The 22,256-nt window shown below is 65.9% G+C and carries 24 protein-coding genes; 18 read left to right on the top strand and 6 right to left on the bottom strand.

The window, feature by feature from the left end; genetic code table 11:
• Positions 1 to 4: 4 nt before the first annotated feature.
• The 6 genes from ACZYSP_RS11655 to ACZYSP_RS11630 all read left to right on the top strand — a co-directional run bounded on the left by ACZYSP_RS11655 (position 5) and on the right by ACZYSP_RS11630 (position 4,735).
• Positions 5 to 355: a hypothetical protein gene (locus ACZYSP_RS11655; protein WP_256216704.1), complete on the top strand. Its 351-nt coding sequence runs from the start codon at positions 5 to 7 to the stop codon at positions 353 to 355.
• Positions 352 to 1,446, top strand: coding sequence for a histidinol-phosphate transaminase (gene hisC, locus ACZYSP_RS11650; RefSeq protein ID WP_426391661.1), 1,095 nt, complete (start codon positions 352 to 354; stop codon positions 1,444 to 1,446). The genes ACZYSP_RS11655 and hisC overlap by 4 nt, the downstream gene beginning before the upstream one ends.
• The gene (gene hisB / locus ACZYSP_RS11645) at positions 1,443 to 2,060 is read left to right on the top strand and encodes an imidazoleglycerol-phosphate dehydratase HisB (RefSeq protein WP_093048619.1); all 618 of its coding nucleotides are present in this window, start codon (positions 1,443 to 1,445) and stop codon (positions 2,058 to 2,060) included. Before hisC ends, hisB begins: the two co-directional genes overlap by 4 nt.
• A gap of 19 nt (positions 2,061 to 2,079) precedes the next feature.
• Entirely contained in the window at positions 2,080 to 2,736 is a 657-nt protein-coding gene (hisH, locus tag ACZYSP_RS11640) for an imidazole glycerol phosphate synthase subunit HisH (protein WP_489014217.1), read from the top strand.
• Positions 2,737 to 2,799: 63 nt separating this feature from the next.
• Entirely contained in the window at positions 2,800 to 3,543 is a 744-nt protein-coding gene (hisA, locus tag ACZYSP_RS11635; RefSeq protein ID WP_093048625.1) for a 1-(5-phosphoribosyl)-5-[(5-phosphoribosylamino)methylideneamino]imidazole-4-carboxamide isomerase, read from the top strand.
• Between the two features lie 19 nt (positions 3,544 to 3,562).
• Positions 3,563 to 4,735, top strand: a complete 1,173-nt coding sequence (locus ACZYSP_RS11630) for an AAA family ATPase (protein ID WP_489014215.1) — start codon at positions 3,563 to 3,565, stop codon at positions 4,733 to 4,735.
• Between the two features lie 15 nt (positions 4,736 to 4,750).
• Here the strand turns inward: ACZYSP_RS11630 and ACZYSP_RS11625 are convergent, their stop codons facing one another.
• Positions 4,751 to 5,674, bottom strand: a complete 924-nt coding sequence (locus tag ACZYSP_RS11625; RefSeq protein WP_093048631.1) for an amino acid ABC transporter substrate-binding protein — start codon at positions 5,672 to 5,674, stop codon at positions 4,751 to 4,753.
• An 8-nt stretch (positions 5,675 to 5,682) separates the two neighbouring features.
• The gene (locus tag ACZYSP_RS11620; protein WP_093048634.1) at positions 5,683 to 6,987 is read right to left on the bottom strand and encodes a dicarboxylate/amino acid:cation symporter; all 1,305 of its coding nucleotides are present in this window, start codon (positions 6,985 to 6,987) and stop codon (positions 5,683 to 5,685) included.
• A 167-nt stretch (positions 6,988 to 7,154) separates the two neighbouring features.
• Between ACZYSP_RS11620 and ACZYSP_RS11615 the strand changes: the two genes are divergently transcribed.
• From ACZYSP_RS11615 to tatC, 9 genes are all read left to right on the top strand, one after another.
• Positions 7,155 to 7,988, top strand: a complete 834-nt coding sequence (locus ACZYSP_RS11615; protein WP_093075859.1) for a D-hexose-6-phosphate mutarotase — start codon at positions 7,155 to 7,157, stop codon at positions 7,986 to 7,988.
• A 25-nt stretch (positions 7,989 to 8,013) separates the two neighbouring features.
• A complete protein-coding gene (gene hisF, locus ACZYSP_RS11610) occupies positions 8,014 to 8,799 on the top strand; it encodes an imidazole glycerol phosphate synthase subunit HisF (RefSeq protein ID WP_489014211.1) in 786 nt (261 codons plus the stop codon).
• Between the two features lie 42 nt (positions 8,800 to 8,841).
• Positions 8,842 to 9,231, top strand: a complete 390-nt coding sequence (gene hisI / locus ACZYSP_RS11605) for a phosphoribosyl-AMP cyclohydrolase (RefSeq protein ID WP_013539725.1) — start codon at positions 8,842 to 8,844, stop codon at positions 9,229 to 9,231.
• Positions 9,228 to 9,638: a phosphoribosyl-ATP diphosphatase gene (locus tag ACZYSP_RS11600; protein ID WP_093075857.1), complete on the top strand. Its 411-nt coding sequence runs from the start codon at positions 9,228 to 9,230 to the stop codon at positions 9,636 to 9,638. The genes hisI and ACZYSP_RS11600 overlap by 4 nt, the downstream gene beginning before the upstream one ends.
• Positions 9,635 to 10,003 (top strand): DUF4870 family protein, encoded by a 369-nt coding sequence (locus ACZYSP_RS11595; protein WP_176928690.1) that lies wholly within the window; start codon positions 9,635 to 9,637, stop codon positions 10,001 to 10,003. The genes ACZYSP_RS11600 and ACZYSP_RS11595 overlap by 4 nt, the downstream gene beginning before the upstream one ends.
• 12 nt (positions 10,004 to 10,015) lie before the next feature.
• Positions 10,016 to 10,375: a histidine triad nucleotide-binding protein gene (locus ACZYSP_RS11590; protein ID WP_093048646.1), complete on the top strand. Its 360-nt coding sequence runs from the start codon at positions 10,016 to 10,018 to the stop codon at positions 10,373 to 10,375.
• A gap of 65 nt (positions 10,376 to 10,440) precedes the next feature.
• Positions 10,441 to 10,686 (top strand): Sec-independent protein translocase subunit TatA, encoded by a 246-nt coding sequence (tatA, locus tag ACZYSP_RS11585; RefSeq protein ID WP_093048649.1) that lies wholly within the window; start codon positions 10,441 to 10,443, stop codon positions 10,684 to 10,686.
• Between the two features lie 13 nt (positions 10,687 to 10,699).
• Positions 10,700 to 11,167 carry a Sec-independent protein translocase protein TatB gene (tatB, locus tag ACZYSP_RS11580; protein WP_007835284.1) on the top strand — a complete coding sequence of 156 codons (468 nt, stop codon included), beginning with the start codon at positions 10,700 to 10,702 and terminating at the stop codon, positions 11,165 to 11,167.
• 66 nt (positions 11,168 to 11,233) lie between these two features.
• On the top strand, positions 11,234 to 12,043 hold the full coding sequence (tatC, locus tag ACZYSP_RS11575) for a twin-arginine translocase subunit TatC (protein WP_093075856.1): 810 nt from the start codon (positions 11,234 to 11,236) through the stop codon (positions 12,041 to 12,043).
• A gap of 20 nt (positions 12,044 to 12,063) precedes the next feature.
• Here tatC and ACZYSP_RS11570 read toward each other — a convergent pair whose 3' ends face one another.
• Positions 12,064 to 13,227, bottom strand: coding sequence for a trypsin-like peptidase domain-containing protein (locus ACZYSP_RS11570; protein ID WP_093048655.1), 1,164 nt, complete (start codon positions 13,225 to 13,227; stop codon positions 12,064 to 12,066).
• A gap of 295 nt (positions 13,228 to 13,522) precedes the next feature.
• Between ACZYSP_RS11570 and ACZYSP_RS11565 the strand changes: the two genes are divergently transcribed.
• From ACZYSP_RS11565 to pdxA, 3 genes are all read left to right on the top strand, one after another.
• Complete coding sequence (locus tag ACZYSP_RS11565; RefSeq protein WP_489014206.1) at positions 13,523 to 14,875, top strand: MFS transporter; 1,353 nt, start codon at positions 13,523 to 13,525, stop codon at positions 14,873 to 14,875.
• Positions 14,872 to 15,645 (top strand): Nif3-like dinuclear metal center hexameric protein, encoded by a 774-nt coding sequence (locus ACZYSP_RS11560; protein ID WP_489014204.1) that lies wholly within the window; start codon positions 14,872 to 14,874, stop codon positions 15,643 to 15,645. The genes ACZYSP_RS11565 and ACZYSP_RS11560 overlap by 4 nt, the downstream gene beginning before the upstream one ends.
• A gap of 61 nt (positions 15,646 to 15,706) precedes the next feature.
• Entirely contained in the window at positions 15,707 to 16,747 is a 1,041-nt protein-coding gene (gene pdxA, locus ACZYSP_RS11555; protein ID WP_489014202.1) for a 4-hydroxythreonine-4-phosphate dehydrogenase PdxA, read from the top strand.
• Here pdxA and mscL read toward each other — a convergent pair whose 3' ends face one another.
• The 3 genes from mscL to ACZYSP_RS11540 all read right to left on the bottom strand — a co-directional run bounded on the left by mscL (position 16,748) and on the right by ACZYSP_RS11540 (position 22,193).
• Positions 16,748 to 17,179, bottom strand: coding sequence for a large conductance mechanosensitive channel protein MscL (mscL, locus tag ACZYSP_RS11550; RefSeq protein ID WP_093048667.1), 432 nt, complete (start codon positions 17,177 to 17,179; stop codon positions 16,748 to 16,750). It abuts the gene before it with no gap.
• Between the two features lie 59 nt (positions 17,180 to 17,238).
• Complete coding sequence (locus ACZYSP_RS11545; RefSeq protein ID WP_489014200.1) at positions 17,239 to 19,728, bottom strand: tetratricopeptide repeat protein; 2,490 nt, start codon at positions 19,726 to 19,728, stop codon at positions 17,239 to 17,241.
• A gap of 158 nt (positions 19,729 to 19,886) precedes the next feature.
• Positions 19,887 to 22,193, bottom strand: a complete 2,307-nt coding sequence (locus ACZYSP_RS11540; protein WP_489014198.1) for a YadA-like family protein — start codon at positions 22,191 to 22,193, stop codon at positions 19,887 to 19,889.
• Positions 22,194 to 22,256 lie beyond the last annotated feature (63 nt).

The raw sequence follows: 22,256 nt of genomic DNA, 5'->3' as shown, positions 1-22,256 counted from the left end.
GCCGATGAAGCGTGCCGCCGCCTTCCTGCTGCTCGCGCTGGCGGCCGCCACCGGCGCGCAGGCCATGAGCATCCGCGAACTGCGCACGCTCGAAGCCAGCGAGAAAGACGGCAAGGCCTACGCCAGCTACTACTTGGTCGGCGTGCTCGAAGGCCTGCGCGAAGGCGTCGAATCGTCGCAGCGCAACGGGCAGAAGCCCGTGTTTTGCGTCGAGGGCCGCCGTCTCGAACCCTCCATGGCGCGCTCGCTCTACCAGACCGAGCTGACCCGCAACGCCGACAGTTACGAAGCCGACATGCCAGTGCAACTGGTCATGGCCGGCGCCCTCCGAAACAGCTACCGCTGCACCCGATGACCGCTGCTCCCGAATCCATCCGCCCGCCGCTCGACCGCATCCGCAACGACGTGCGGTCCATGCATGCCTACGCGGTGCAGGACGCGCGCGGCTTCGTCAAGCTCGACGCCATGGAAAACCCCTTCGGCCTGCCGCCCGCGCTGCAGGCCGAACTCGGCGCGCGCCTCGGTGCGCTGGCGCTCAACCGCTACCCGGGCGAGCGCGGCGCCGACCTTCAGCGCGCGCTGGCCGCGCACGCGCAGATGCCCGAGGGCTTCAGGCTGATGCTGGGCAACGGCTCGGACGAGCTGATCTCGCTGCTGGCCATTGCCTGCGACCTGCCCGGCGCCACCGTGCTGGCGCCCGTGCCCGGCTTCGTCATGTACGCCATGAGCGCGAAGCTGCAGGGCCTGAAGTTCGTCGGCGTGCCGCTCACGGCCGACTTCGAACTCGACGAAGCCGCCATGCTGGCCGCCATTGCGAGCGAGAAGCCCGCCATCGTCTACCTCGCGTACCCGAACAACCCGACCGCCAACCTCTGGGACGACGCCGTCGTCGAGAAGATCGTCGAAGCCCAGGGCGCGCAGGGCGGCCTGGTGGTGATCGACGAGGCCTACCAGCCCTTCGCCGCCCGCAGCTACATCGACCGGCTCGCGAAGCACGGCCACGTGCTGCTGATGCGCACGCTCAGCAAGTTCGGCCTGGCCGGCATCCGCCTGGGCTACCTCATGGGGCCGGCCGCGCTGGTCGCCGAGATCGACAAGGTGCGCCCGCCCTACAACATCAGCGTGCTCAACTGCGAGTGCGCGCTGTTCGCGCTGGAGCACGCCGAGGTGTTCGAGGCGCAGGCCCGGCAGATCCGCGAGGAGCGCGAACGCCTGATGATGGGCCTCGGCCGCCTGCCCGGCGTGAAGACCTGGCCCAGCGATGCCAACATGATTCTTTTGCGCGTGCCCGATGCCGCCAAGACCTTCGAGGGCATGAAGGCACACGGGGTTCTGATCAAGAACGTTTCTAAAATGCACGAACTGCTCGCAAACTGCCTGCGCCTCACCGTCGGAACGGCCGACGAGAATGCGCGGATGCTCGCGGCACTCGAAGCCTCACTATGACCACCCCCACCAACCCGGGCAGCGCCGATCGCACCGCGACGGTCACCCGCAACACCGCCGAGACGAAGATCACCGTCAGCGTCAACCTCGACGGCACCGGCAAGGCCAAACTTGCTACCGGTATCGGCTTCTTCGACCACATGCTCGACCAGATCGCCCGCCATGGGCTGATCGACCTCGACATCGACTGCCAGGGCGACCTGCACATCGACGGTCATCACACGGTGGAAGACGTCGGCATCACGCTGGGCCAGGCCGTGGCCAAGGCCATCGGCGACAAGAAGGGCATCCGCCGCTACGGTCACGCCTACGTGCCGCTCGACGAGGCGCTGAGCCGCGTGGTCATCGACTTCTCGGGCCGCCCCGGCCTCGTGATGCACGTGCCGTTCACCAGCGGCATGATCGGCACCTTCGACAGCCAGCTCACCTACGAGTTCTTCCAGGGCTTCGTGAACCACGCCTTCGTCACGCTGCACATCGACAACCTCAAGGGCGTCAATGCGCACCACCAGTGCGAGACGGTGTTCAAGGCCTTCGCGCGCGCCATGCGCGGCGCGCTCGAACTCGACCCGCGTTCCGTCGGCGTCATTCCCTCGACGAAGGGCTCGCTCTGAACGCGTTCGCCCATCAGCTATGAAATCTGTAGCAAATACCGTTGCCGTGGTCGACTACGGCATGGGCAACCTGCACTCCGTGTCGCAGGCCGTGCGCCATGCGGCCGACCAGGTCGGCGTGGAGGTGTTCGTCACCTCCGACCCCGACGTGGTTCGCAAGGCGACCCGCGTGGTGCTGCCGGGGCAGGGCGCCATGCCCGACTGCATGCGCGAGCTGCGCGACTCCGGCCTGCAGGAGTCGGTGCTCGAAGCCGCGGCGAGCAAGCCGCTGTTCGGCGTGTGCGTGGGCATGCAGATGATGCTGTCGCGCAGCGACGAAGGCCCCACCGATGGCCTGGGCCTCATTCCGGGCGAGGTCGTCAAGTTCGACCTGGCTGGCCGCCTGCAGCCCGATGGCAGCCGCTTCAAGGTGCCGCAGATGGGCTGGAACCAGGTGCGCCAGGCCCAGCCGCATGCCGTGTGGGCGGGGGTGCCAGACCAGAGCTACTTCTACTTCGTGCACAGCTTCTACGCTCGCCCGACCGACCCCAAACACAGCGTGGGCGAGGCGGAATATGGCGCGAGCTTTACCGCAGCCATCGCACGCGATAACATTTTTGCAACCCAGTTCCACCCGGAGAAGAGTGCGGACCACGGGCTGCAGCTGTATCGCAACTTCCTCCACTGGAGTCCCTGAACCTATTTTTCCGACCGGGCCGAACCTCTCACAGCCCGGATTCCGCACACTCGCGTCACTTCCATGCTCCTCATTCCCGCCATTGATCTCAAAGACGGCCACTGCGTTCGCCTCAAGCAGGGCGACATGGACCAGTCCACCATCTTCAGCGAAGACCCCGCTGCCATGGCCCGCAAGTGGGTCGAGGCCGGCGCGCGCCGGCTGCACCTGGTCGATCTGAATGGCGCCTTCGCCGGCAAGCCGCAGAACCACGCGGCCATCAAGGCGATCCTGAAAGAGGTGGGCGACGACATTCCGGTGCAGCTCGGCGGCGGCATCCGCGACCTCGACACCATCGAGCGCTACATCGACGACGGCCTGCGCTACGTGATCATCGGCACCGCCGCGGTCAAGAACCCCGGCTTCCTGAAGGACGCCTGCAGCGCCTTCGGCGGCCACATCATCGTGGGCCTGGACGCCAAGGACGGCAAGGTCGCCACCGACGGCTGGAGCAAGCTCACGGGCCACGAGGTGGCCGACCTGGGCAAGAAGTTCGAGGACTACGGCGTCGAGTCGATCATCTACACCGACATCGGCCGCGACGGCATGCTCTCGGGCATCAACATCGAGGCCACCGTCAAGCTCGCGCAGGCGCTGACCATTCCGGTGATCGCCTCGGGCGGCCTGTCGAACATGGCCGACATCGACAAGCTTTGCGCAGTCGAATCCGACGGCGTCGAGGGTGTGATCTGCGGCCGCGCCATCTATTCGGGCGACCTCGATTTCGCCGCCGCGCAGGCTCGCGCGGACGAACTGGCCGGCGCCTGACGCCTTTACCGCGCAGCGCGTGCTCTCCGCGCTCGCCATCGCCAATTACCGCTCGTTGCGGCAGCTGACCGTGCCGCTGGGCCGGCTCACGGTCGTGACCGGGGCCAACGGCAGCGGCAAGTCGAGCGTGTACCGGGCGATGCGTCTGCTGGCGGACATCGCCAATGGCGGCGTGATCCGCTCGCTGGTGCGCGAAGGCGGGCTTTCATCGACTTTGTGGGCCGGGCCCGAGCGCTTTTCCGCGGCCATGTTGCGGGGCGAGGTGCCGGTGCAGGGCACATCGCGCAGCGAGCCGGTCGCGCTGAAGCTGGGGTTCGCTGGCGTCGAGGCTGAAGATTTCGGCTACGCCATCGACATCGGCCTGCCGCCACCGAGTTCATCGACGGCCTTTTCGAGCGACCCGCAGATCAAGCACGAGGCCATCTGGAGCGGCCCGCTGCTGCGCCCCTCGACGCAGCTGGTCGACCGCAAGGGCGCCGCGCTGCGGCTGCGTGAGGGCAAGAGCTGGCAGGCCATCGGCCGGCCCATTCCTGCTTTCGCCAGCATGATGACGGAGCACGCCGACCCGCGCGACGCACCCGAGATGCTCACGCTGCGCGAGCAGATGCGCTCCTGGCGCTTCTACGACCACTTCCGCTCCGACGCCGATGCGCCCGCTCGCCAGCCTCAACTGGGCACGTACACGCCTGTGCTGTCCAACGACGGCGCCGACCTGGCCGCTGCATTGCAGACCATCCGAGAGATCGGTGACGGCGAAGCACTCGACCGCGCGGTGGACGACGCCTTCCCCGGCGCAAGCATCAAGGTTCAGGTGGCAGGCGACCGCTTCGAGACGCTGATGCGCCAGCACGGCCTGCTGAGGCCCCTTACGGCCGCCGAACTGTCCGATGGCACCCTGCGCTACCTGTTGTGGATCGCGGCGCTGCTCACGCCCCGTCCGCCGGCGCTGCTAGTGCTCAACGAGCCGGAGACCAGCCTGCACCCCGACCTGCTGCCGGCCCTGGGGCGGTTGATTGCGCAGGCCGCGCGGCAGTCGCAGGTGATCGTGGTGTCGCACGCCGCCCGGCTGATCGCCGCGCTGGACGACAGCGAAGGCCTGCAGCCGGTAGTGCTCGAAAAGCAGTTCGGCGAGACGCGCATCGCCAACCTCGACATGAGCGAAATACCGCGCTGGGAGTGGCCAGCGCGGTAGCAGTTGAATGAGGGCTTATTCGGCCTTCACCGACATCGTCTGGATGATCGTTTCCAGCTGCGCGCTCATCGGCAGGTTGATGCTTTCCCCCGACGGCAGCTTGCGCAGGAACCAGCGCTTGTACTGCCGCTCGATCTCGCCGTCCTCTGCCAGCACCTGGAAGGTGTCGACGACCACCTTGTTGAGCTGCGGGTCGCCCTTGCGGTACATGATCCCGTAGGGGTCGTAGGAGAGGAAGTCGCCGACCACCTCGTAGTCGGCCTTGGCGGCGTCCTGCGCGATCAGGCCGTAGAGCAGGACATCGTCGGTCGCGAAGGCATCGGCCTGGCCGCTCTTCACCAGCCCGAACGACTCCGCATGGTCGCGCGTCACCTGCAGGTTGATGTTCAGCTTGAACTTCTCCGACAGGTCGCGCAGCGTCTTCTCGTTGGTGGTGCCGGCCGTCACTGCCACCTTCCTGCCCGCGAGGTCGCGGAACGACTTGATCGGCGAGCCCTTCTTCACCAGCACCTTGGTGCCCGAGACGAACATCGTGGGCGAGAAACTCACGCGCTTCTGGCGTTCGAGGTTGTTGGTGGTCGAGCCGCATTCCAGGTCGACCTTGCCGCTCGCGACCGCGTCGATGCGCGAGTCCGACGTGACGGGCACCCACTTGATCGTGAGGCTCCTGTTCACCGCGTCCTCGATGGCCGTTACCAGCGCGCGGCAAAGCTCGATCGAATAGCCGATCGGCTCCTTGCGCGCATTGAGGTACGAGAACGGCACCGACGACTCGCGGTAGCCGATGGTGATGGCGCCGGTTTCGCGGGCCTTGGCGAGGGTGCCGGTCAGCGCGGTGGGCGCTGCCTGTTCCTGCGCCTGTGCCGGTGCCGCCAGCACGAACACGGCGGCCGCCAGCAGTCCGGCGAGGAAAACCGACAGCGTGGCCTTGGGCTTCATGGCGCGCCTCACGCGTGGGCGGGGTGGGCGAGGGTGGCGCTGGCTTCCTCGTCGAGCGCCTTGGCGTTGACCTCGGCATCGCTCTCGGACATCAGCTCGCCCTCCCACTTGGCAACCACCGCGGTGGCGATGGAGTTGCCCACTGCGTTGGTGGCGGAGCGGCCCATGTCGAGGAAGGTGTCCACGCCCAGGATCAGCAGCAGGCCGGCCTCGGGAATGTCGAAGTGGTTCAGCGTGGCTGCGATCACCACCAGCGAGGCGCGCGGCACACCGGCCATGCCCTTGGAGGTGAGCATCAGGATCAGCAGCATGGTGATCTGCGTGCTGATCGGCATGTGGATGTTGTAGGCCTGCGCGATGAAGAGCACGGCGAAGGTGCAGTACATCATCGAGCCGTCGAGGTTGAACGAGTAGCCCATCGGCATCACGAAGCTGGAGATCTTGCGCTTCACGCCGAAACGGTCGAGCGCCTGCAGGATCTTCGGGTAGGCCGCTTCCGAACTGGCAGTGGCAAACGACAGCAGGAAGGCTTCCTTGATGAGCACCAGCAGCTTGAACACGCGCGGGCCGAGGAACAGGAAGCCCGCCAGCACCAGCACGCTCCACAGCACGAACAGGCCCAGGTAGAAGTCGCCCATGAACACCGCGAACTTCAGCAGGATGCCCAGGCCGTTGACGGCCACCGTGGCGGCCATGGCGGCCAGCACCGCGAGCGGCGCGAGCTTCATGACGTAGCCGGTGATCTTGAGCATGGCGTGCGACAGCTCCTCGATGGCGGCGACCAGCGTCTTGGCCTTGTCGCCCAGCGAGGCGAGCGCCACGCCGAAGAACATCGAGAACACCACGATCTGCAGGATCTCGTTGTTGGCCATGGCCTCGACGAAGGACTTCGGCACCGTGTGGCTCACGAAGTCTTTCAGCGTGAATTTCGAGGTGGCAAGGTTGGCCGAGGCGCCGATGTCGGGCAGCGGCAGGCCGAGGTTTTCGCCGGGCTTGAGCAGGTTGGCCATGACCAGGCCGATGACCAGCGAGATCAGTGAGGCGGTGAGGAACCAGCCGATGGCCTTGCCGAACACGCGGCCGACCGACTTGGCGTCGCCCATGTGCGCGATGCCCACCACCAGCGTGGAGAACACCAGCGGGCCGATCAGCATCTTGATCAGGCGCAGGAACACGTCCGAGATGATGGAGACGTAGTCTGCGATTTCTTTCGCGGCTTTCTTGTCCGGAAAGCTGGAGAAGATCATGTAGCCCACGATGATGCCGAGCACCATCGCGATCAGGATCCAGGCGGCCATCGGCAGCTTCTTCATGCGTATCCCCTTGTCGTGTGAGAGTAGTTTTTCCGAGTGCACGGGACCGACTTGCACGTTGTCCCTCGATGCAAGCGATCACAGGGTATCCAAGAAGGCCCCGGGCACGCAATGGCCCTTGATGCCAATTCCGTGCCACGGTGCGGGTGCTGCCTACAATTCTCGCCATGGAAATCACCCCGATCGAGTTTCGCGGCCAGCCCGCTCTGCGTGCCAACGGCATCGATGGGAGCACCCTCACGGTGGCCTTGCATGGGGCGCAAGTGCTCTCTTGGACCGCGGCTGACGGGGTGGAAAGGCTCTACCTGAGCCCTTCGGCGGTGTTCGACGGGCATACGGCCATCCGCGGCGGCGTGCCCATTTGCTGCCCCCAATTCAACCAGCGCGGCATGTTGCCCAAGCATGGATTCATGCGCAATTTGCCTTGGGTGCACGAGGTTTCGGATGCGCCCGAAACGCTGAGGCTGACGCTTCGCGACTCCGAAGCCACCCGAAAGCTCTGGCCGCACGCTTTTGAGGCGCGGCTTGAAGCCGCTTTGTCCGGCGGCCAGCTGCGCACGACGCTCACGCTGGTCAATATCGATCGCGCACCCTGGACCTTTGCCGCCGCGCTGCACACCTACCTGCGCGTCGACGACATCGCCAACGTGCGGCTGGAGGGCCTGCAGGGCGCCAACCGCTGGGATTCGCTGCGCGACGACCGCTGGGTGGAAACCGCGGCAGCGTTGCATTTCGATGCAGAGTTCGACAGCGTCTATGCCGCGCCCGCCCAGCCGCTGCGGCTGGTTCAGCCGGGCGGCAAGCTCGAAATCTCCCAAAGCGCGAGCTGCAGCGAAACCGTGGTCTGGAACCCCGGCGCGGTGCTCGGTGCGAAACTCGCCGACATGCCTGCCGATGGCTTTCGCCACATGCTCTGCGTGGAGGCCGCCCGCATCGACGAGCCCGTGCTGCTGATGCCTGGCGCCCAATGGCAGGGCTGGCAACAGCTCCGCGTTCTCTGATTCCCTACCGGTTGTTCAACATCCCATGCTTGCCAAACGCATCATTCCCTGCCTCGACGTCACCGGCGGCCGCGTCGTCAAGGGCGTCAACTTCCTCGAACTGCGCGATGCCGGCGATCCGGTCGAGATCGCCGCGCGCTACAACGCCCAGGGCGCCGACGAACTGACCTTTCTCGACATCACCGCCACCAGCGATGGCCGCGACCTGATCCTGCCGATCATCGAGGCGGTGGCTTCGCAGATCTTCATTCCGCTGACCGTGGGCGGCGGCGTGCGCACGGTGGCCGATGTGCGCCGGCTGCTCAACGCCGGAGCCGACAAGACCAGCTTCAACTCGGCCGCCATCGCCGATCCGCAGGTGATCAGCGACGCCGCGCTGAAGTACGGCTCGCAATGCATCGTGGTCGCCATCGACGCCAAGCGCCGCAGTCCCGAAGAAGCCGCCACCCGCGGCGCGGGCTGGGACGTATACAGCCACGGCGGGCGCAAGAACACCGGCCTCGACGCCGTCGAGTGGGCGACCGAGATGGCGCGCCGCGGCGCCGGCGAGATCCTGCTGACCAGCATGGACCGGGACGGCACCAAGAGCGGCTTCGACCTGGAATTGACCCGCGCGGTGAGCAACGCCGTCAGCGTGCCGGTGATCGCCTCGGGCGGCGTGGGCAGCCTCGACGACCTGGCCGATGGCATCCAGACCGGCGGCGCCGACGCCGTGCTGGCGGCCAGCATCTTCCACTACGGCGAGCACACGGTGGGCGAGGCCAAGGCCCGCATGGCTGCGCGCGGCATTCCCGTGCGGATCGACGCTTGAAGCGTGTCCAAAGGGTCTTTTCCTATCCCCGACAATACTTCCATGAATTGGCTCGATGAAGTGAAGTGGGACGCGAACGGCCTGGTGCCGGTCATCGCGCAGGAACAGGGCAGCAACGACGTGCTGATGTTCGCCTGGATGAACCGCGAGGCGCTCGAAAAGACCGCCGAGCTGGGCCGCGCGGTGTATTTCAGCCGCTCGCGCAACAAGCTCTGGTTCAAGGGCGAGGAGTCGGGCCACGTGCAGACCGTGCACGAGATCCGCCTCGACTGCGACAACGACGTGGTGCTGCTCAAGGTCACCCAGCTCGGCCACGAGCCCGGCATCGCCTGCCACACCGGGCGCCACAGCTGCTTCTTCAGCAAGTACGAAAAGGGCCAGTGGACGGTGGTTGAACCCGTCTTGAAAGACCCGGAGTCGATCTACAAATGACGGCCACAGTGAACAGCAACAGCACCTCCGACGCCCTCGCACGCCTGGCCGCGGTCATCGAAAGCCGCCTGCCCGCGCGCGGCGGCGATCCCGAGAAGAGCTACGTCGCACGCTTGCTGCACAAGGGCCCCGACGCCTTCCTCAAGAAAATCGGCGAGGAAGCCACCGAGGTCGTGATGGCCGCCAAGGACGCCGACCATGGCGGCGACCGTTCGAAAATAGTGAACGAAGTGGCCGACCTGTGGTTCCACACCATGGTGGCGCTGGCGCACTACGGTTTTTCCCCGTCAGACGTCACCGCGGAACTCGAGCGCCGGGAGGGCACCAGCGGCATCGAGGAAAAAGCGCTGCGCAAGGTGCAGCAACGCGGCATCGAAGAGCAGCAGAAAGGCCAGGCCTCCGAATGAACGAAATCACCGCGATCGACGACATCTCCGGCAAGACGCCCGAGCAGCTGGAAAGCCTGCGCCAGATCACGCTGGCGGTGTACATCCTCTATGCGCTTTCGTGGTTCACGGGCGGCCTCACGGGGATCGTGGGCATCGTGCTCAACTATCTCAAGCGCGAGGATACGGAGGGCACGCTCTACCAAAGCCACTTCACCTGGCAGATCCGTACCTTCTGGTGGGGCCTGGTCTGGTCCATCCTGGGGTTCATCACCATCTGGATCCTGATCGGCTTCCCCATTCTCTTCGTCACTGCCGTGTGGATGATCTACCGGCTGGTCAAGGGCTGGCTGAACTGGAGCGAACGCAAGCCCATGGCTGTCTAACGAACAACCTCCATGTCACACGATCCCAACTGCATCTTCTGCAAAATCATCGAGGGCAAGATTCCCTCGCGCAAGGTCTACGAAGACGAAGACCTGTTCGGCTTCCACGACATCGCGCCCTGGGCGCCGGTGCATTTCATGCTGGTGCCCAAGAAGCACATCGCCTCGATGGCCCAGTTGACGCCCGACGACGAGGCGCTGATGGGCAAGATCATGATCCTGGCGCCCAAGCTGGCGCTGGAGCAGGGCTGCAGGCCCTATCCGGACGGCGGCTACCGGGTCGTGGTCAATACCGGCACCGAGGGTGGGCAGGAGGTTCACCATCTCCATGTCCATGTCATGGGTGGTCCCCGGCCGTGGCTTCGCGGCTGAGCGGCATTAAGCCAAACTGTCACATTCCGCCCGACTAAAATCGGACACATTCTTAGGAGTTCTCCATGGGTTCTTTTTCCATCTGGCACTGGCTGATCGTGCTGCTCGTAGTGGTCATGATCTTCGGCACCAAGAAGCTGCGGAACATGGGTTCGGATCTTGGCGGCGCCGTCAAGGGCTTCAAGGACGGCATGAAGGACGGCAGCTCGTCCGATGCCGCCGCTTCGTCGGCCCCCGCCCAGCAAGTGACCGGCCAGCCGGCCAACAGCGACAAGCCGACGATCGACGTCGAAGCGCGTCAGAAGTCCTGAGCGCGGACCGCACGTGCTCGATCTCGGCATTGAGAAGCTGGCGCTGATCGGCGTCGTGGCGCTGATCGTCATCGGCCCGGAAAAGCTGCCGCGCGTGGCCCGCACCGTCGGCACCCTGCTTGGCAAGGCGCAGCGCTACGTGAACGACGTCAAGGCCGAAGTCAACCGCTCGATGGAGCTCGACGAGCTCCGCAAGATGAAGACCACCGTCGAGGATGCGGCGCGCGACGTCGAGCACAGCATCCACACGGGCGCGAGCGAATTCGAGAAGCAGTTCAGCGGTTCGGGCGAAACCCTCTCGGCGCTGGCCGAACCCGAGCCGTCGCCGCCCGAATACAAGCATCCCCGTAAGAACTGGCGCCTGAAACAGGGCGCCACGCCACAGTGGTACAAGGCGCGCAACGGCGTGCGCACCAAGGCGCTGTCGGGCGCGGCGCGCGTTGCGCGCTTCCGCCCGCATACGATCAACAAGATCAACTAGCGCATCCACAACACCGCGTTCTGCGCGCGCCGCACGCCGGCCGACGTCACGCTATCTTCTTTTCCAATGGCCGATTCCGACAACAAGAACAAAGACAAAGAAGACGAGCTGGCGGGCACCGAACAGCCGTTCGTGGCGCACCTGGTCGAGCTTCGCGACCGCCTGCTCTATTGCGTCTACGGCCTCGTGGTCGCGGGCATCCTGCTGGCCATCTGGCCCGGCCCGGGCGGGCTGATCGACCTGATCGCGATGCCGATCAAGGCGCACATGCCGCACGACGCGAAGCTGATCGCCATCGGCGTGTTCTCGCCGTTCTTCGTGCCGCTCAAGGTGCTGATGATGGCCGCCGTGCTGCTGGCGCTGCCCTGGCTCATGTACCAGGCGTGGATGTTCATCGCGCCGGGGCTCTACAGCCATGAAAAGAAATTCGCGCTGCCGCTGATCTTCTTCGGCAGCCTGCTGGCCTATGCGGGCATCGCGTTCGTGCAGCTCTTCGTGCTGGACAAGATGTTCAGCTTCATCCAACGCTTCGCACCGTCCGCGGTGCAGGCAACACCCGACATTTCCTCGTACGTCGAGGCGATCCTGTCGCTCTACATCGCCTTCGGCGTGGCCTTCCAGGTGCCGATCGTCGTGATGCTGCTGGTGCGTTTCGAGATGGTGACCATCGAGAAGCTGAAGTCCTTCCGCGGCTACTTCATCGTGGTCGCGTTCGTCGTTGCCGCGGTGCTCACGCCGCCCGACGTGGTGTCGCAGCTGGCGCTGGCGGTGCCGATGTGCCTGCTGTACGAGGTGGGCATCATCGGTGCCAGGTACTTCGCCAGTTCCGGCAAGAAGCCAGAGGAAGAGGAAAGCGCTGATTCAGCGCAATCCTGATCGACCGACCTGACAGCCCGTTATTCGGGCTGACTCGGCGGTACCTGCCGGACCGGGCTCTTCGGGCGCAGACCCGGCGTCACATCCAGCTCCATCTTGTCGCTGCCGCGCTGCAGCGCGAACCGCGAGGTGCTGCCCGGCTTCAGGCCGGCCACGGCGGTCAGCAGCGCCTGTACGTTGTCCGTCTTCTTCTCGCCCACCGAGGTGATCACGTCACCCGGGCGAATGCCGGCCTTGGCGGCCGGGCCGTTCTGCAGCACGCCGGTGATGATCACGCCCGCGTCCGCCTTCACGCCGAAGGTCTCGGCGAGTTCGGGCGACAGGTCGCTCGGCTCCACGCCGATCCAGCCGCGGCGAACCTGGCCTTCCTTCACGATCCCTTCGAGCACGATCTTGGCCATCGACACCGGAATGGCGAAGCCGATGCCCATGCTGCCGCCCGAGCGCGAGTAGATCGCGGTGTTGATGCCCTGCAGGTTGCCGTTGACGTCGATCAGCGCGCCACCCGAGTTGCCGGGGTTGATGGCTGCGTCGGTCTGGATGAAGTTCTCGAAGTTGTTGATGCCGAGCTGGTTGCGGCCCAGCGCCGAGACGATGCCGCTGGTCACGGTCTGGCCCACGCCGAAGGGGTTGCCGATGGCCAGCACCTGGTCACCCACCTGCAGCGCGTCGGAATCGCCCAGCACGATCACCGGCAGCTTGTCGAGCTCGATCTTCAGCACGGCCAGGTCGGTGTCGGGATCGGTGCCGATCACCTTGCCGCGCGCATGGCGGCTGTCGTTGAGCGTCACTTCGATCTCGTCGGCGCCCTCGACCACGTGGTTGTTGGTGAGGATGTAGCCGTCGGGGCTCACGATCACGCCGCTGCCCAGGCCCACCTGGGGCTGGTCGTCCTGGTCGCCGAAGAAGAAGCGGAACCACGGGTCGTTGCTTCGCGGGTGGCGCTGCGCGGCCTTGCTGGTGTTGATGCTCACCACCGCCGGGGAGGCCTTCTTGGCCGGCACGCTCAGGCTGCCGGGCGTTGTCACGCCCGGGTTGCCGGCCGGTGCCTCGACGATCGACACCACGCCGCCCAGCGAGGTTGCGCGCTTGTTGATCCACTCGGGCTTGAGCGTCGCGACGACGAAGTAGGCCGCGAGCAGGACGGTCACGGCTTGGGCGAAGAGCAGCCAGGTGCGTTTCATGAAAGATTGGTGAAAAAGACGTTGGAAGGCTGCAGTGCAACGCAGCAATGTTGTCAATTGTCCCTCAACCGCTTGGTGCAGAAACCGCTCGCAGAGGTCGAGATTAAGACTTCCTGCGTACGTAAAGCCGGGTTAACACCTAGCATCGCAGGTCGGTCCCATCCGGCCCGTGTTTTTCAGGCCTCCCGCGCTGCCCACCCGGTGGAAGCGGCCAGGCATTTCGCCAGCGCGCCATTTTTCCGTTTTCTCACCCGGTCCCGCGGGCTGGCGCGCGATCACGATCTCCCTGCCAGCCATGACTTCAGAAGCAACCTTCCCGGACGGCGCGCAGCCGGCGCCGGCACGCACGCTCGACTCGAGCGACTACAAGACCCTCGGCCTGTCCGCTCTCGGCGGCACGCTGGAGTTCTACGACTTCGTCATCTACGTGTTCTTCGCCACCGTGCTGGGCGCGCTGTTCTTCCCGACCGACATGCCCGACTGGCTGCGGCAGCTGCAGACCTTCGGCATCTTCGCGGCCGGCTACCTCGCACGCCCGGTGGGCGGCATCGTCATCGCGCATTTCGGCGACATCTTCGGCCGCAAGCGCATGTTCACGCTGTCGATCTTCCTGATGGCGGCGCCCACGCTGGTGATCGGCCTGCTGCCGACCTACGCGAGCATCGGCGTTGCGGCGCCCCTGCTGCTGCTGGCGATGCGCGTGCTGCAGGGCGCGGCCATCGGCGGCGAGATGCCCGGCGCCTGGGTGTTCGTGGGCGAGCACGTACCGGCGAAGCGCTACGGCTTCGGCATCGGCATGCTGACTTCGGGCATCACCGGCGGCATCCTGCTGGGCTCGCTGATCGCGGTGGCCATCAACCGCCACTATTCGCCCGAGCAGGTGAGCGACTTCGCCTGGCGCATTCCCTTCATCCTGGGCGGCGTGTTCGGGCTGGTGTCGGTGTACCTGCGCCGGTTCCTGCACGAGACGCCGGTCTTCAAGGAGCTGGCCGGCCGCCGCAGCGTGGCGCGCGAGATGCCGCTGCGCACCGTGCTGCGCGAGCACCGCCTGGCCTGCGTGTACGTCGCGCTGCTGACCTGGGTGCTGTCTGCCGCCATCGTGGTCGTGGTCCTGTACACGCCCACGTATCTGCAGAAGGTGCACCACATTCCCGCTGCGCTGGCGCTCGAGGCCAACGCGCTCGCCACGCTCACCCTGACCCTCGGCTGCATGCTCACCGGCTGGGCCAGCGACCGCATCGGCACGCGCACCGTGATGCTTGTCGGCTGGGGTGGCCTGTTCGTCACGGCCTACCTGTTCTACAGCGGGCTGCCAGGCACGCCGGCCACGCTGTTCTGGCACTACGGGCTGGTGGGCCTGTTCGTGGGCACCATTGCTACCGTGCCGATTGCGGGCGTGCGCGCCTTCCCGGCGCCGGTGCGCTTCACCGGGCTTTCGTTCGCCTACAACATGTCTTACGCGGTCTTCGGCGGGCTGACGCCGGTGATCCTCACGCTCTGGCTGCAGCATGACACGATGGCGCCGGCGCACTACGTGGCGGTGCTGGCCGGGCTGGGCTTCCTGCTGGCGTTCCTGCCCCTGGCCGCGCGCGGCCATGCCATGCGGGATGGCGCGGCCCCCGCGGGCGGCGCGACAATGGCGCGATGAGCACCACCCGCCACGAACTGCTCCACGCATTCGACCTGCTGCTGGCCCCCGGGCGCTTCAAGGACTACGGACCCAACGGCCTGCAGGTCGAAGGGCGCACCGTGGTCCGCAAGATCGTCTCGGGCGTGACCGCCAGCCGCGCGCTGATCGAGGCCGCGATCCAGGCCGAGGCCGATGCCATCTTCGTTCACCATGGCCTGTTCTGGCGCGGCCAGGACGGCTGCGTCACCGGCTGGATGAAGCAGCGCCTGGGCCTGCTGCTGGGCGACGACGTCAACCTGTTCGCCTACCACCTGCCGCTCGATGCGCATCCCGAACTCGGCAACAACGCGCAGCTCGGCCTGAAGCTGGGGCTCGTGGCCCATGCCGGTTCGACCGGGCGCTTCGGCGAGCAGGAGCTGGGCTTTCTCGGAATGCAGGAAAGCGGCGAGAGCTTTGCCAACGCCAAGGCGCTCGCCATGCACGTCGAAGGTGTGCTTAAAAGGCCGGTCACGCTCGTCGATACGGCGCATCGCGCTATCAAAAACGTAGCTTGGTGCACGGGTGGCGCGCAGGGCTACTTCGAAGCCGCCATCGCGGCCGGCGCCGACGCCTTCATCACCGGCGAAATCTCGGAGCCCCAGGCTCACTACGCGCGCGAGATGGGCGTGGCTTTCCTGGCTTGCGGGCACCACGCCACCGAACGCTACGGCGCGCCGGCGGTGGCCGGGCATGTGGCGGCGCAGCTCGGGCTGAAGCACGAGTTCATCGACATCGACAACCCGGCATGAGCGCAGCGCCGGGCCGCCCCAAGCAAGCTCGCACCGCAGTGCGAAGCACGGAGGTATTTCAATGAGCGGGGCCATTGCCATCACGCTGGGCGATCCCGCGGGTATCGGGCCGGAGATCATCGTCAAGGCGTTTCGTGATGCACCTGACGCGACCCGCAGCGCCTTCGTCGCCGGCGACGTGGGCACGATGCGCCAGGCCTCGCAGGTCCTGGCCGGGCCGGGTCAGCTGGCTTGGCCTGTGCTCGAGATCGAATCCGTCGCCGAAGCCGCGACCGTACCGCCGGGCTGCATCCCCGTGCTGCAGGTGATCGCGCCGCCATCGCACATCGAAACGGGCCGCATCAGCGCAGAGGCCGGCCGCGTGGCGGGCGAATGCGTGATCTGGGCCGCGCGGGCCGCGTTGCGCGGCGAGATCGGCGCCATCGTGACCGCACCGCTGCACAAGGAAGCGCTGTCGGCCGCCGGCTTTCCGTACCCCGGCCACACCGAGCTGCTGCAGGCCGAGGCGGCCGCGCATCTGGGCCGCACCGTGGCCGACGTGCCGGTGCGCATGATGCTGGCCAATGACGAGCTGCGCACCGTGCTCGTCAGCATCCACATGTCGCTGCGCAATGCCATCGAGGCCGTGCGTTTCGAAGGCGTGCTCGAAACGCTGCGCATCACGCACCGCGCGCTGACGCATGCGCTGGGCCGCGCGCCGCGCATCGGCGTGGCGGGCCTCAACCCGCATGCGGGCGAGGGCGGTCTGTTCGGTTCGGAAGAGCGCGAGATCATCGCGCCGGCCATCGAGGCTGCGCGCGCTGAAGGCATCGACGCCAGCGGGCCCTATGCGCCCGACACGGTCTTCATGCGCGCACGCGCCAGGCACGGCGTGCCCTCAAGTGGCGAGTTCGACGTGGTGGTGGCGATGTACCACGACCAGGGCCTGATCCCGGTCAAGTACCTGGGCGTGGAGAAGGGCGTGAACGTGACGCTGGGCTTGCCGCTGGTGCGCACCAGCCCCGATCACGGCACCGCGTTCGACATCGCGGGAACGGGGCTGGCCGATGCGTCGAGCCTCGTCGAGGCGCTGCGCATGGCCCGGGTGCTCAAGGGCGCTTGATCAGGGGCGCTTGAGGCTGTCGCGGATTTCGCGCAGCAGCACCACGTCTTCGGGTGTCTCGGGGGCCGCGGCCGGTGCAGGCTCTTCGTTGCGCTTCAGGCGGTTGATCTGCTTGACCATGATGAAGATGATGAAGGCCAGGATCACGAAGTTGACTGCGATGGTGATGAAGTTGCCATACGCCAGCACCGGAACGCCGGCCTTCTTCAGGTCTGCCAGCGTGTTTGCCACGCCGGCGGGCGCCGTGCCCAGCACCACATAGAGGTTGGAGAAGTCGAGCTTGCCGAACACCACGCCGACCAGCGGCATGATGATGTCGGCCACGAGCGAGTCGACGATCTTGCCGAACGCTGCACCGATGATCACGCCGACCGCAAGGTCGATGACATTGCCCTTGACGGCAAATTCCTTGAATTCACTGAGGATGCTCATGATTCAAAAGGCTGCTGGAGCTCTGCTGTTGAAGGAAAGTCGAGTATGCCCGCGATTGCTCACTTCTCCAGCGAGCGTGGCGCAACATCGACATGCGCGGCCGGCAACCCTTCACGACTGCGCGCGGCAATTTGCCTGAAGCCGTCCTCGAGATGGTGCACGAAGCGCGGCGTGTCGAAGTAGCCGCGGCGCGCGTGCTTGGCCGCCACGAGCCGCGCGCGCAATGCGGCCAGCTCCTCCGGGTGCGTGGCGTAGTGGATGGCCTTCTGCACGTACTCGTCGTGGTTCGTAGCCACCAGCTCCGGCAGCCCGATGGCGCCGAGCAGGCTGCCCGCCATGCGCGACACCATCGTCGTGCCCGTGAGCGCCAGCAGCGGCACGCCCGACCACAGCACGTCGTTCGCGGTGGCGCCGCTGCTGTAGGGGAAGGTGTCGATGAACAGGTCGGCCAGGCCGATGCGCGCCAGATGCTGGTCGACCGGCATGCGCGGCGACACGATCAGGCGCTCGGCCGGCAGGCCCGCCTTGTCCCATTGCGCGCGCAGGTTGTGCTCGAAGCCGTGCGGGCCCTGTGCCAGCCACAGCACCGAGTTCGGAATGCCCTGCACGATGCGCACCCACGCCTCGAAGGTCTCGGGCTGGATCTTGAACGACTGCGAGAAGTTGCACAGCACGAAGGCGTCTTCGGGCAGGCCGTGCTCGGCGCGTGTGGCCTTTTGCGGGTTGACCGGGCGCTTCGTGTCGATCACCTGGAAGGTCTCGGGCAGGCGCAGCAGCTTCTCGGTGTAGCAGTCTTCCGTGCCCGGCGGCGAGAGGAAGTTGTCGGACACCAGGTAGTCGTAGTTAGGCGTGCCGCTGGTGCCCATGTAGCCCAGCCACATGAGCTGCGCCGGCGCCGCGTGATAGGCCATGACCTGCGGCTTGGCGCCGCGCGTGTCGCCCGAGAGGTCGATCAGGATGTCGATCTCGTCCTCGCGGATGCGCTCGGCCATCTGCTGGATCGACTGGCCGTGCATGTCGACGAAGTGCTCGGCCGACGCGGCGATGCGCGCCCGCGCAGGATGGCCGTCGTCCGGACCGTAGGAGTAGACGAAGACTTCGAAATCTTTACGGTCATGCTGGCCGTACAGCTCGGCGGTCAGGTGCGCGACCGGGTGGTTGCGGAAGTCGAATGAGTAGTAGCCCACGCGGATGCGCGGCGCCGTGCGGCGCGCGCCGGCATCGGCGAAAGGCCTGATGCCCGTGTTCCGGTCGGCCAGCGTGGCGGAGCGCTGGGTCCAGTTCATCAGCCGGCGCGCATCGTCGTAGTTCGACATCAGGATGAACGACGACACGGTCTGGTCGTTGTTCGGGTTGTCCAGCAGCGCCGCGATCCTGGCGCGCAGCTCGGGCACGCCGTTCCAGTCGGCGATGTGCGCCTTTTCGCCCAGCATCCACACCATGGCCGGCATGAAGTCGGGGTCGTCGCGCAGGCACTGCTCGAACTCCGCAATGGCCGCCTCCGACCGGCCGGCCATCACATAGGTCACGCCCAGGTTGCAGCGTGCGAGCACCTGGCGCGGATGCACTTCGAGCGCCTTCTTGAGCACTTGGATGGCGGTGTCGAAATGGCCGAGGCGGAAGTTCACCGTGCCCAGGTTGTTCAGCAGGAGCTCGTGCTCGGGCAGGCTTTCCAGCGCCAGCTTGTAGAGCTCGGCCGATTCCGCAAAGCGCATCGACACGCCTTCGAGCGCGCCGCACACGCCGTAGAGCGCGGCCACGCCTTCGGGGTCGCACAGCGCCTTGTGGCGCTCCTCGGCCGGCCAGTTGCGCATGGCGCGCTGCATGGGTGCGATGGCCTCTTCGGTGCGGCCGCAGCTCTGCAGCGCCCTGGAGAGCATGAATGCGGCCTCGCAATCCTGCGGGTCGGCTGCAGCCCGCTCGTACGAGTCGAGCGCGGAGGCCCAGTCTTTTTGATGCGCGCGGATCTTGCCGATGTTCTTGTGCGCGGCCGCATAGCCAGGGTCGAGCGCGAGCGCCTGGCGGAACTGCACGATCGCCTCGTCGAAGCGGTCCTGCTCCATGTCGATTGCGCCGGCGTTGTTCCATGCCGCGGGCGCCTGCGGTGCGAGCCGCGTGGCTTCGGCCGCGGCCTCGCGTGCCTGGCGGAACTTCTTCTGCTGGCGGTACACCGCCGACAGGTTCACGTAGGCCTCGGGGTAGTTCGGCAGCGCCTTGATCGCGCGGCGAAGGTCTTGCTGCGCTTCGGCCGGCAGGCCCATGTGCATGAAGATCGTCGCGCGGGTGTTGAAGTAGAAGTGGTGCGGCGACCGCGCGATTGCGCGGTTCACATAGTTCAGTGCCAGCTTCGGTCGTCCTTGCCGGTACAGCGCCTCGCCCGTCAGGTGCAGCGCATCGGCATGCTCCGGAAAGCGCGACAGCAGGGCTTCGTAGACCTGGATGGCCTCGGCGAAACGGCCCACCCGGTGCAGCACCAATCCCTGTTCCAGAAGGCTGCCGGCATCTGCTGCCGATGTGGAGGGTGCGGGGGCGAGAGAAGGTGAGTTCATGAAGCCGTGTGATGGACGGGTCAGAAGGTCGGCCGCTGCAGGAAATGCCGGCCTTCATGCAAGTGAAAAAGGCCGGCAACCCAGTATAGGGGCCGGCCTTCCGTTTCATCAGCAGGCGTTCCCGCAGCGCAGGGGCGCCGCAGGCACGCCGGGCCGGATTACCAGGACCAGGAGGCGCCGATGCCGCCGCCGACCTTGCCGCTGCTGCCGCTGCCGATGTTCACCTTGATCTGCGCGCCTTCGCCGATGCGGAAGCTGGCCGCCGCAGCGAGGGCCGAGCGGCCGTCGTACGAGCCCACGCCCACGCCGATGCCGAAGCTCTTGCCCGCTTCGAGCGCCGGCACCGAGGCTGCTGCCAGGGCGATGGCCGCACCGGTGCTGCTGGTCTTGCGCATGTCCTGCACTTCGTTGCGGACCTGGTTCAACTGCGACATGTTCGCGGCGTCCGTCGGCAGGACGCCGGGAGCCACGTTCTGCACGCGGCCGTTGGCGACCACGCCGTTGCCCGCCGTGATGGTGCCGCCCGCCGTCACGTTGCCCGTGACGTTGACCGTGCCCGCGTTCAGTGTCGTGACGTTGCCGGTCACGGCGTTGATCGTGGTGATGTTGCCGGTCTGCGTGTTCAGCACCGTGATGTTGCCGTTGGCCGCCGTGACCGTCTGGAAGTTGCCGGTGGTGGCGTTCACCGTGCTTGCATTCACCGTCGTGGCGCTCACCGTATTGGCGGTCAGCGCGTTGATGGTGGCGCTGGCTGCCGACAGGTTGGTGGTGCTGACGTTGGTTGCGCTCAACGTGTTGATCGTGCCGCGGCTCGCCGACAGGTTCGTTGTGCTGACGTTTGTGGCGCTCAGCGTGTTGATGGTGCCGGCGTTGGCTGTCAGGTTGGTGGTGCTGACGTTGGTGGCACTCAGCGTGTTGATCGTGCCGTTGCTGGCCGACAGGTTCGTCGTGCTGACGTTGGTGGCGCTCAACGTGTTGATGGTGCCGTTGTTGGCGGTCAGGTCCGTCGTGCTGACGTTGGTAGCACTCAGCGTGTTGATCGTGCCGGCGTTGGCCGTCAGGTTGGTGGTGCTGACGTTGGTGGCGCTCAACGTGTTGATGGTGCCGTTGTTGGCGGTCAGATCCGTCGTGCTGACGTTGGTAGCACTCAGCGTGTTGATCGTGCCGTTGCTGGCTGTCAGGTTCGTCGTGCTGACATTGGTCGAGCTCAACGTATTGATGGTGCCGTTGTTGGCAGTCAGGTCCGTGGTGCTGACGTTGGTGGCACTCAGCGTGTTGATGGTGCCATTGCTGGCAGTCAGATCCGTCGTGCTGACGTTCGTTGCGCTCAACGTGTTGATGGTGCCGTTGTTGGCCGTCAGATCTGTGGTGCTGACATTGGTCGCGCTCAGCGTGTTGATGGTGCCGTTTGCAGCCGTCAGGTCCGTAGTGCTGACGTTGGTTGCGCTCAGTGTGTTGATCGTGCCGTTCGACGCCGTCAGGTTCGTCGTGCTGACGTTGGCCGAGCTCAACGTATTGATCGTGCCGTTGCTGGCCGTCAGGTTCGTGGTGCTGACATTGGCGGAGCTCAGCGTGTTGATGGTGCCGTTCGACGCCGTCACGTTGGTGGTGCTGACGTTGGTGGACGTGAGCGTCGAGATGCTGCCGGTGTTCGACGTCAGGTTGGTCGTGACGACGCTGGTGGCATCGACATTGGTTGCCTGCACGTTGGTCGCGGTGATGCCGGTCGTCAGGATGTTGGTCGAGGTCAGCGACTGGATAGTGCCGTTGCCCGACGACAGGTTGCCCGTGGTCACGTTGCTCGCGCTCAGCGTGTTGATCGTGCCGTTGGCTGCCGAGATGCTGGTCGTGGCCAGGTTGTTGATCGTGCCGTTGGCGGCCGAGACGTTGGTGGCGCTGACGCTGCCGGCAGACACGGTGCCTGCGGTGAGGGTGGCCGTGCTGATGCTGGTGGAGGTCAGGTTGGTGACCGTGCCGGTGCCGGCCGTGACGGTCGCGGCACTGACGTTGCCTGCGGACACGGTGCCTGCGGTGATCGTGCCGGTGCTGATGCTGGTCGAGGTCAGGTTGGTGGCCGTTGCCGATGTTGCGCTCAGGCTGGTTGTGGTCACCCGGGTTGCGGTGATGCTGCCTGCGGCGACTGTGCCGGCCGTGATGCTGCCCGAACTCAACGTATTGATCGTGCCGTTGTTGGCGGTGATGGTGACTGCGCTGACGTTCGTGGCTGTCAAGCTCGTGGCTGTCAGGTTGGGAGTGGAGATCCCGTCGTCAGAAGTAAAAATCCCGTTGTTCGCGCCCGGGCCTCCAACAACATTGATGTTGTTTCCGCCCACCTGGACCTGGGCATATGCCACCGGCAACGTCATCGCATAGCCGGCGCCCACGAGCACCGAAGCGAGAAGGCGGCTGACGCCTGGGCGATGAACGATGAACGAGCGAACGCTGGAGCGCTTGGATGTAGTCATTTGGACTTTTTTCCTTGAAGAATCAGTTGCCATTTCTGGTCTTCCAAGCGCCCTCGTCGCGTG

This window comes from Variovorax sp. F042 (genome assembly GCF_057814215.1).
The sequence above is the reverse complement of the archived record's forward strand: the minus strand, read 5'-3'. Positions and strand labels throughout refer to the sequence as shown.

Coding starts and splice junctions, on each gene's coding strand:
- ACZYSP_RS11655 (WP_256216704.1), top strand. CDS start 5: ATGAAGCGTGCCGCCGCCTTCCTGCTGCTCGCGCTGGCGGCCGCCACC.
- hisC (WP_426391661.1), top strand. CDS start 352: ATGACCGCTGCTCCCGAATCCATCCGCCCGCCGCTCGACCGCATCCGC.
- hisB (WP_093048619.1), top strand. CDS start 1,443: ATGACCACCCCCACCAACCCGGGCAGCGCCGATCGCACCGCGACGGTC.
- hisH (WP_489014217.1), top strand. CDS start 2,080: ATGAAATCTGTAGCAAATACCGTTGCCGTGGTCGACTACGGCATGGGC.
- hisA (WP_093048625.1), top strand. CDS start 2,800: ATGCTCCTCATTCCCGCCATTGATCTCAAAGACGGCCACTGCGTTCGC.
- ACZYSP_RS11625 (WP_093048631.1), bottom strand. CDS start 5,674: ATGAAGCCCAAGGCCACGCTGTCGGTTTTCCTCGCCGGACTGCTGGCG.
- ACZYSP_RS11620 (WP_093048634.1), bottom strand. CDS start 6,987: ATGAAGAAGCTGCCGATGGCCGCCTGGATCCTGATCGCGATGGTGCTC.
- ACZYSP_RS11615 (WP_093075859.1), top strand. CDS start 7,155: ATGGAAATCACCCCGATCGAGTTTCGCGGCCAGCCCGCTCTGCGTGCC.
- hisF (WP_489014211.1), top strand. CDS start 8,014: ATGCTTGCCAAACGCATCATTCCCTGCCTCGACGTCACCGGCGGCCGC.
- hisI (WP_013539725.1), top strand. CDS start 8,842: ATGAATTGGCTCGATGAAGTGAAGTGGGACGCGAACGGCCTGGTGCCG.
- ACZYSP_RS11600 (WP_093075857.1), top strand. CDS start 9,228: ATGACGGCCACAGTGAACAGCAACAGCACCTCCGACGCCCTCGCACGC.
- ACZYSP_RS11595 (WP_176928690.1), top strand. CDS start 9,635: ATGAACGAAATCACCGCGATCGACGACATCTCCGGCAAGACGCCCGAG.
- ACZYSP_RS11590 (WP_093048646.1), top strand. CDS start 10,016: ATGTCACACGATCCCAACTGCATCTTCTGCAAAATCATCGAGGGCAAG.
- tatA (WP_093048649.1), top strand. CDS start 10,441: ATGGGTTCTTTTTCCATCTGGCACTGGCTGATCGTGCTGCTCGTAGTG.
- tatC (WP_093075856.1), top strand. CDS start 11,234: ATGGCCGATTCCGACAACAAGAACAAAGACAAAGAAGACGAGCTGGCG.
- ACZYSP_RS11570 (WP_093048655.1), bottom strand. CDS start 13,227: ATGAAACGCACCTGGCTGCTCTTCGCCCAAGCCGTGACCGTCCTGCTC.
- ACZYSP_RS11565 (WP_489014206.1), top strand. CDS start 13,523: ATGACTTCAGAAGCAACCTTCCCGGACGGCGCGCAGCCGGCGCCGGCA.
- ACZYSP_RS11560 (WP_489014204.1), top strand. CDS start 14,872: ATGAGCACCACCCGCCACGAACTGCTCCACGCATTCGACCTGCTGCTG.
- pdxA (WP_489014202.1), top strand. CDS start 15,707: ATGAGCGGGGCCATTGCCATCACGCTGGGCGATCCCGCGGGTATCGGG.
- mscL (WP_093048667.1), bottom strand. CDS start 17,179: ATGAGCATCCTCAGTGAATTCAAGGAATTTGCCGTCAAGGGCAATGTC.
- ACZYSP_RS11545 (WP_489014200.1), bottom strand. CDS start 19,728: ATGAACTCACCTTCTCTCGCCCCCGCACCCTCCACATCGGCAGCAGAT.
- ACZYSP_RS11540 (WP_489014198.1), bottom strand. CDS start 22,193: ATGACTACATCCAAGCGCTCCAGCGTTCGCTCGTTCATCGTTCATCGC.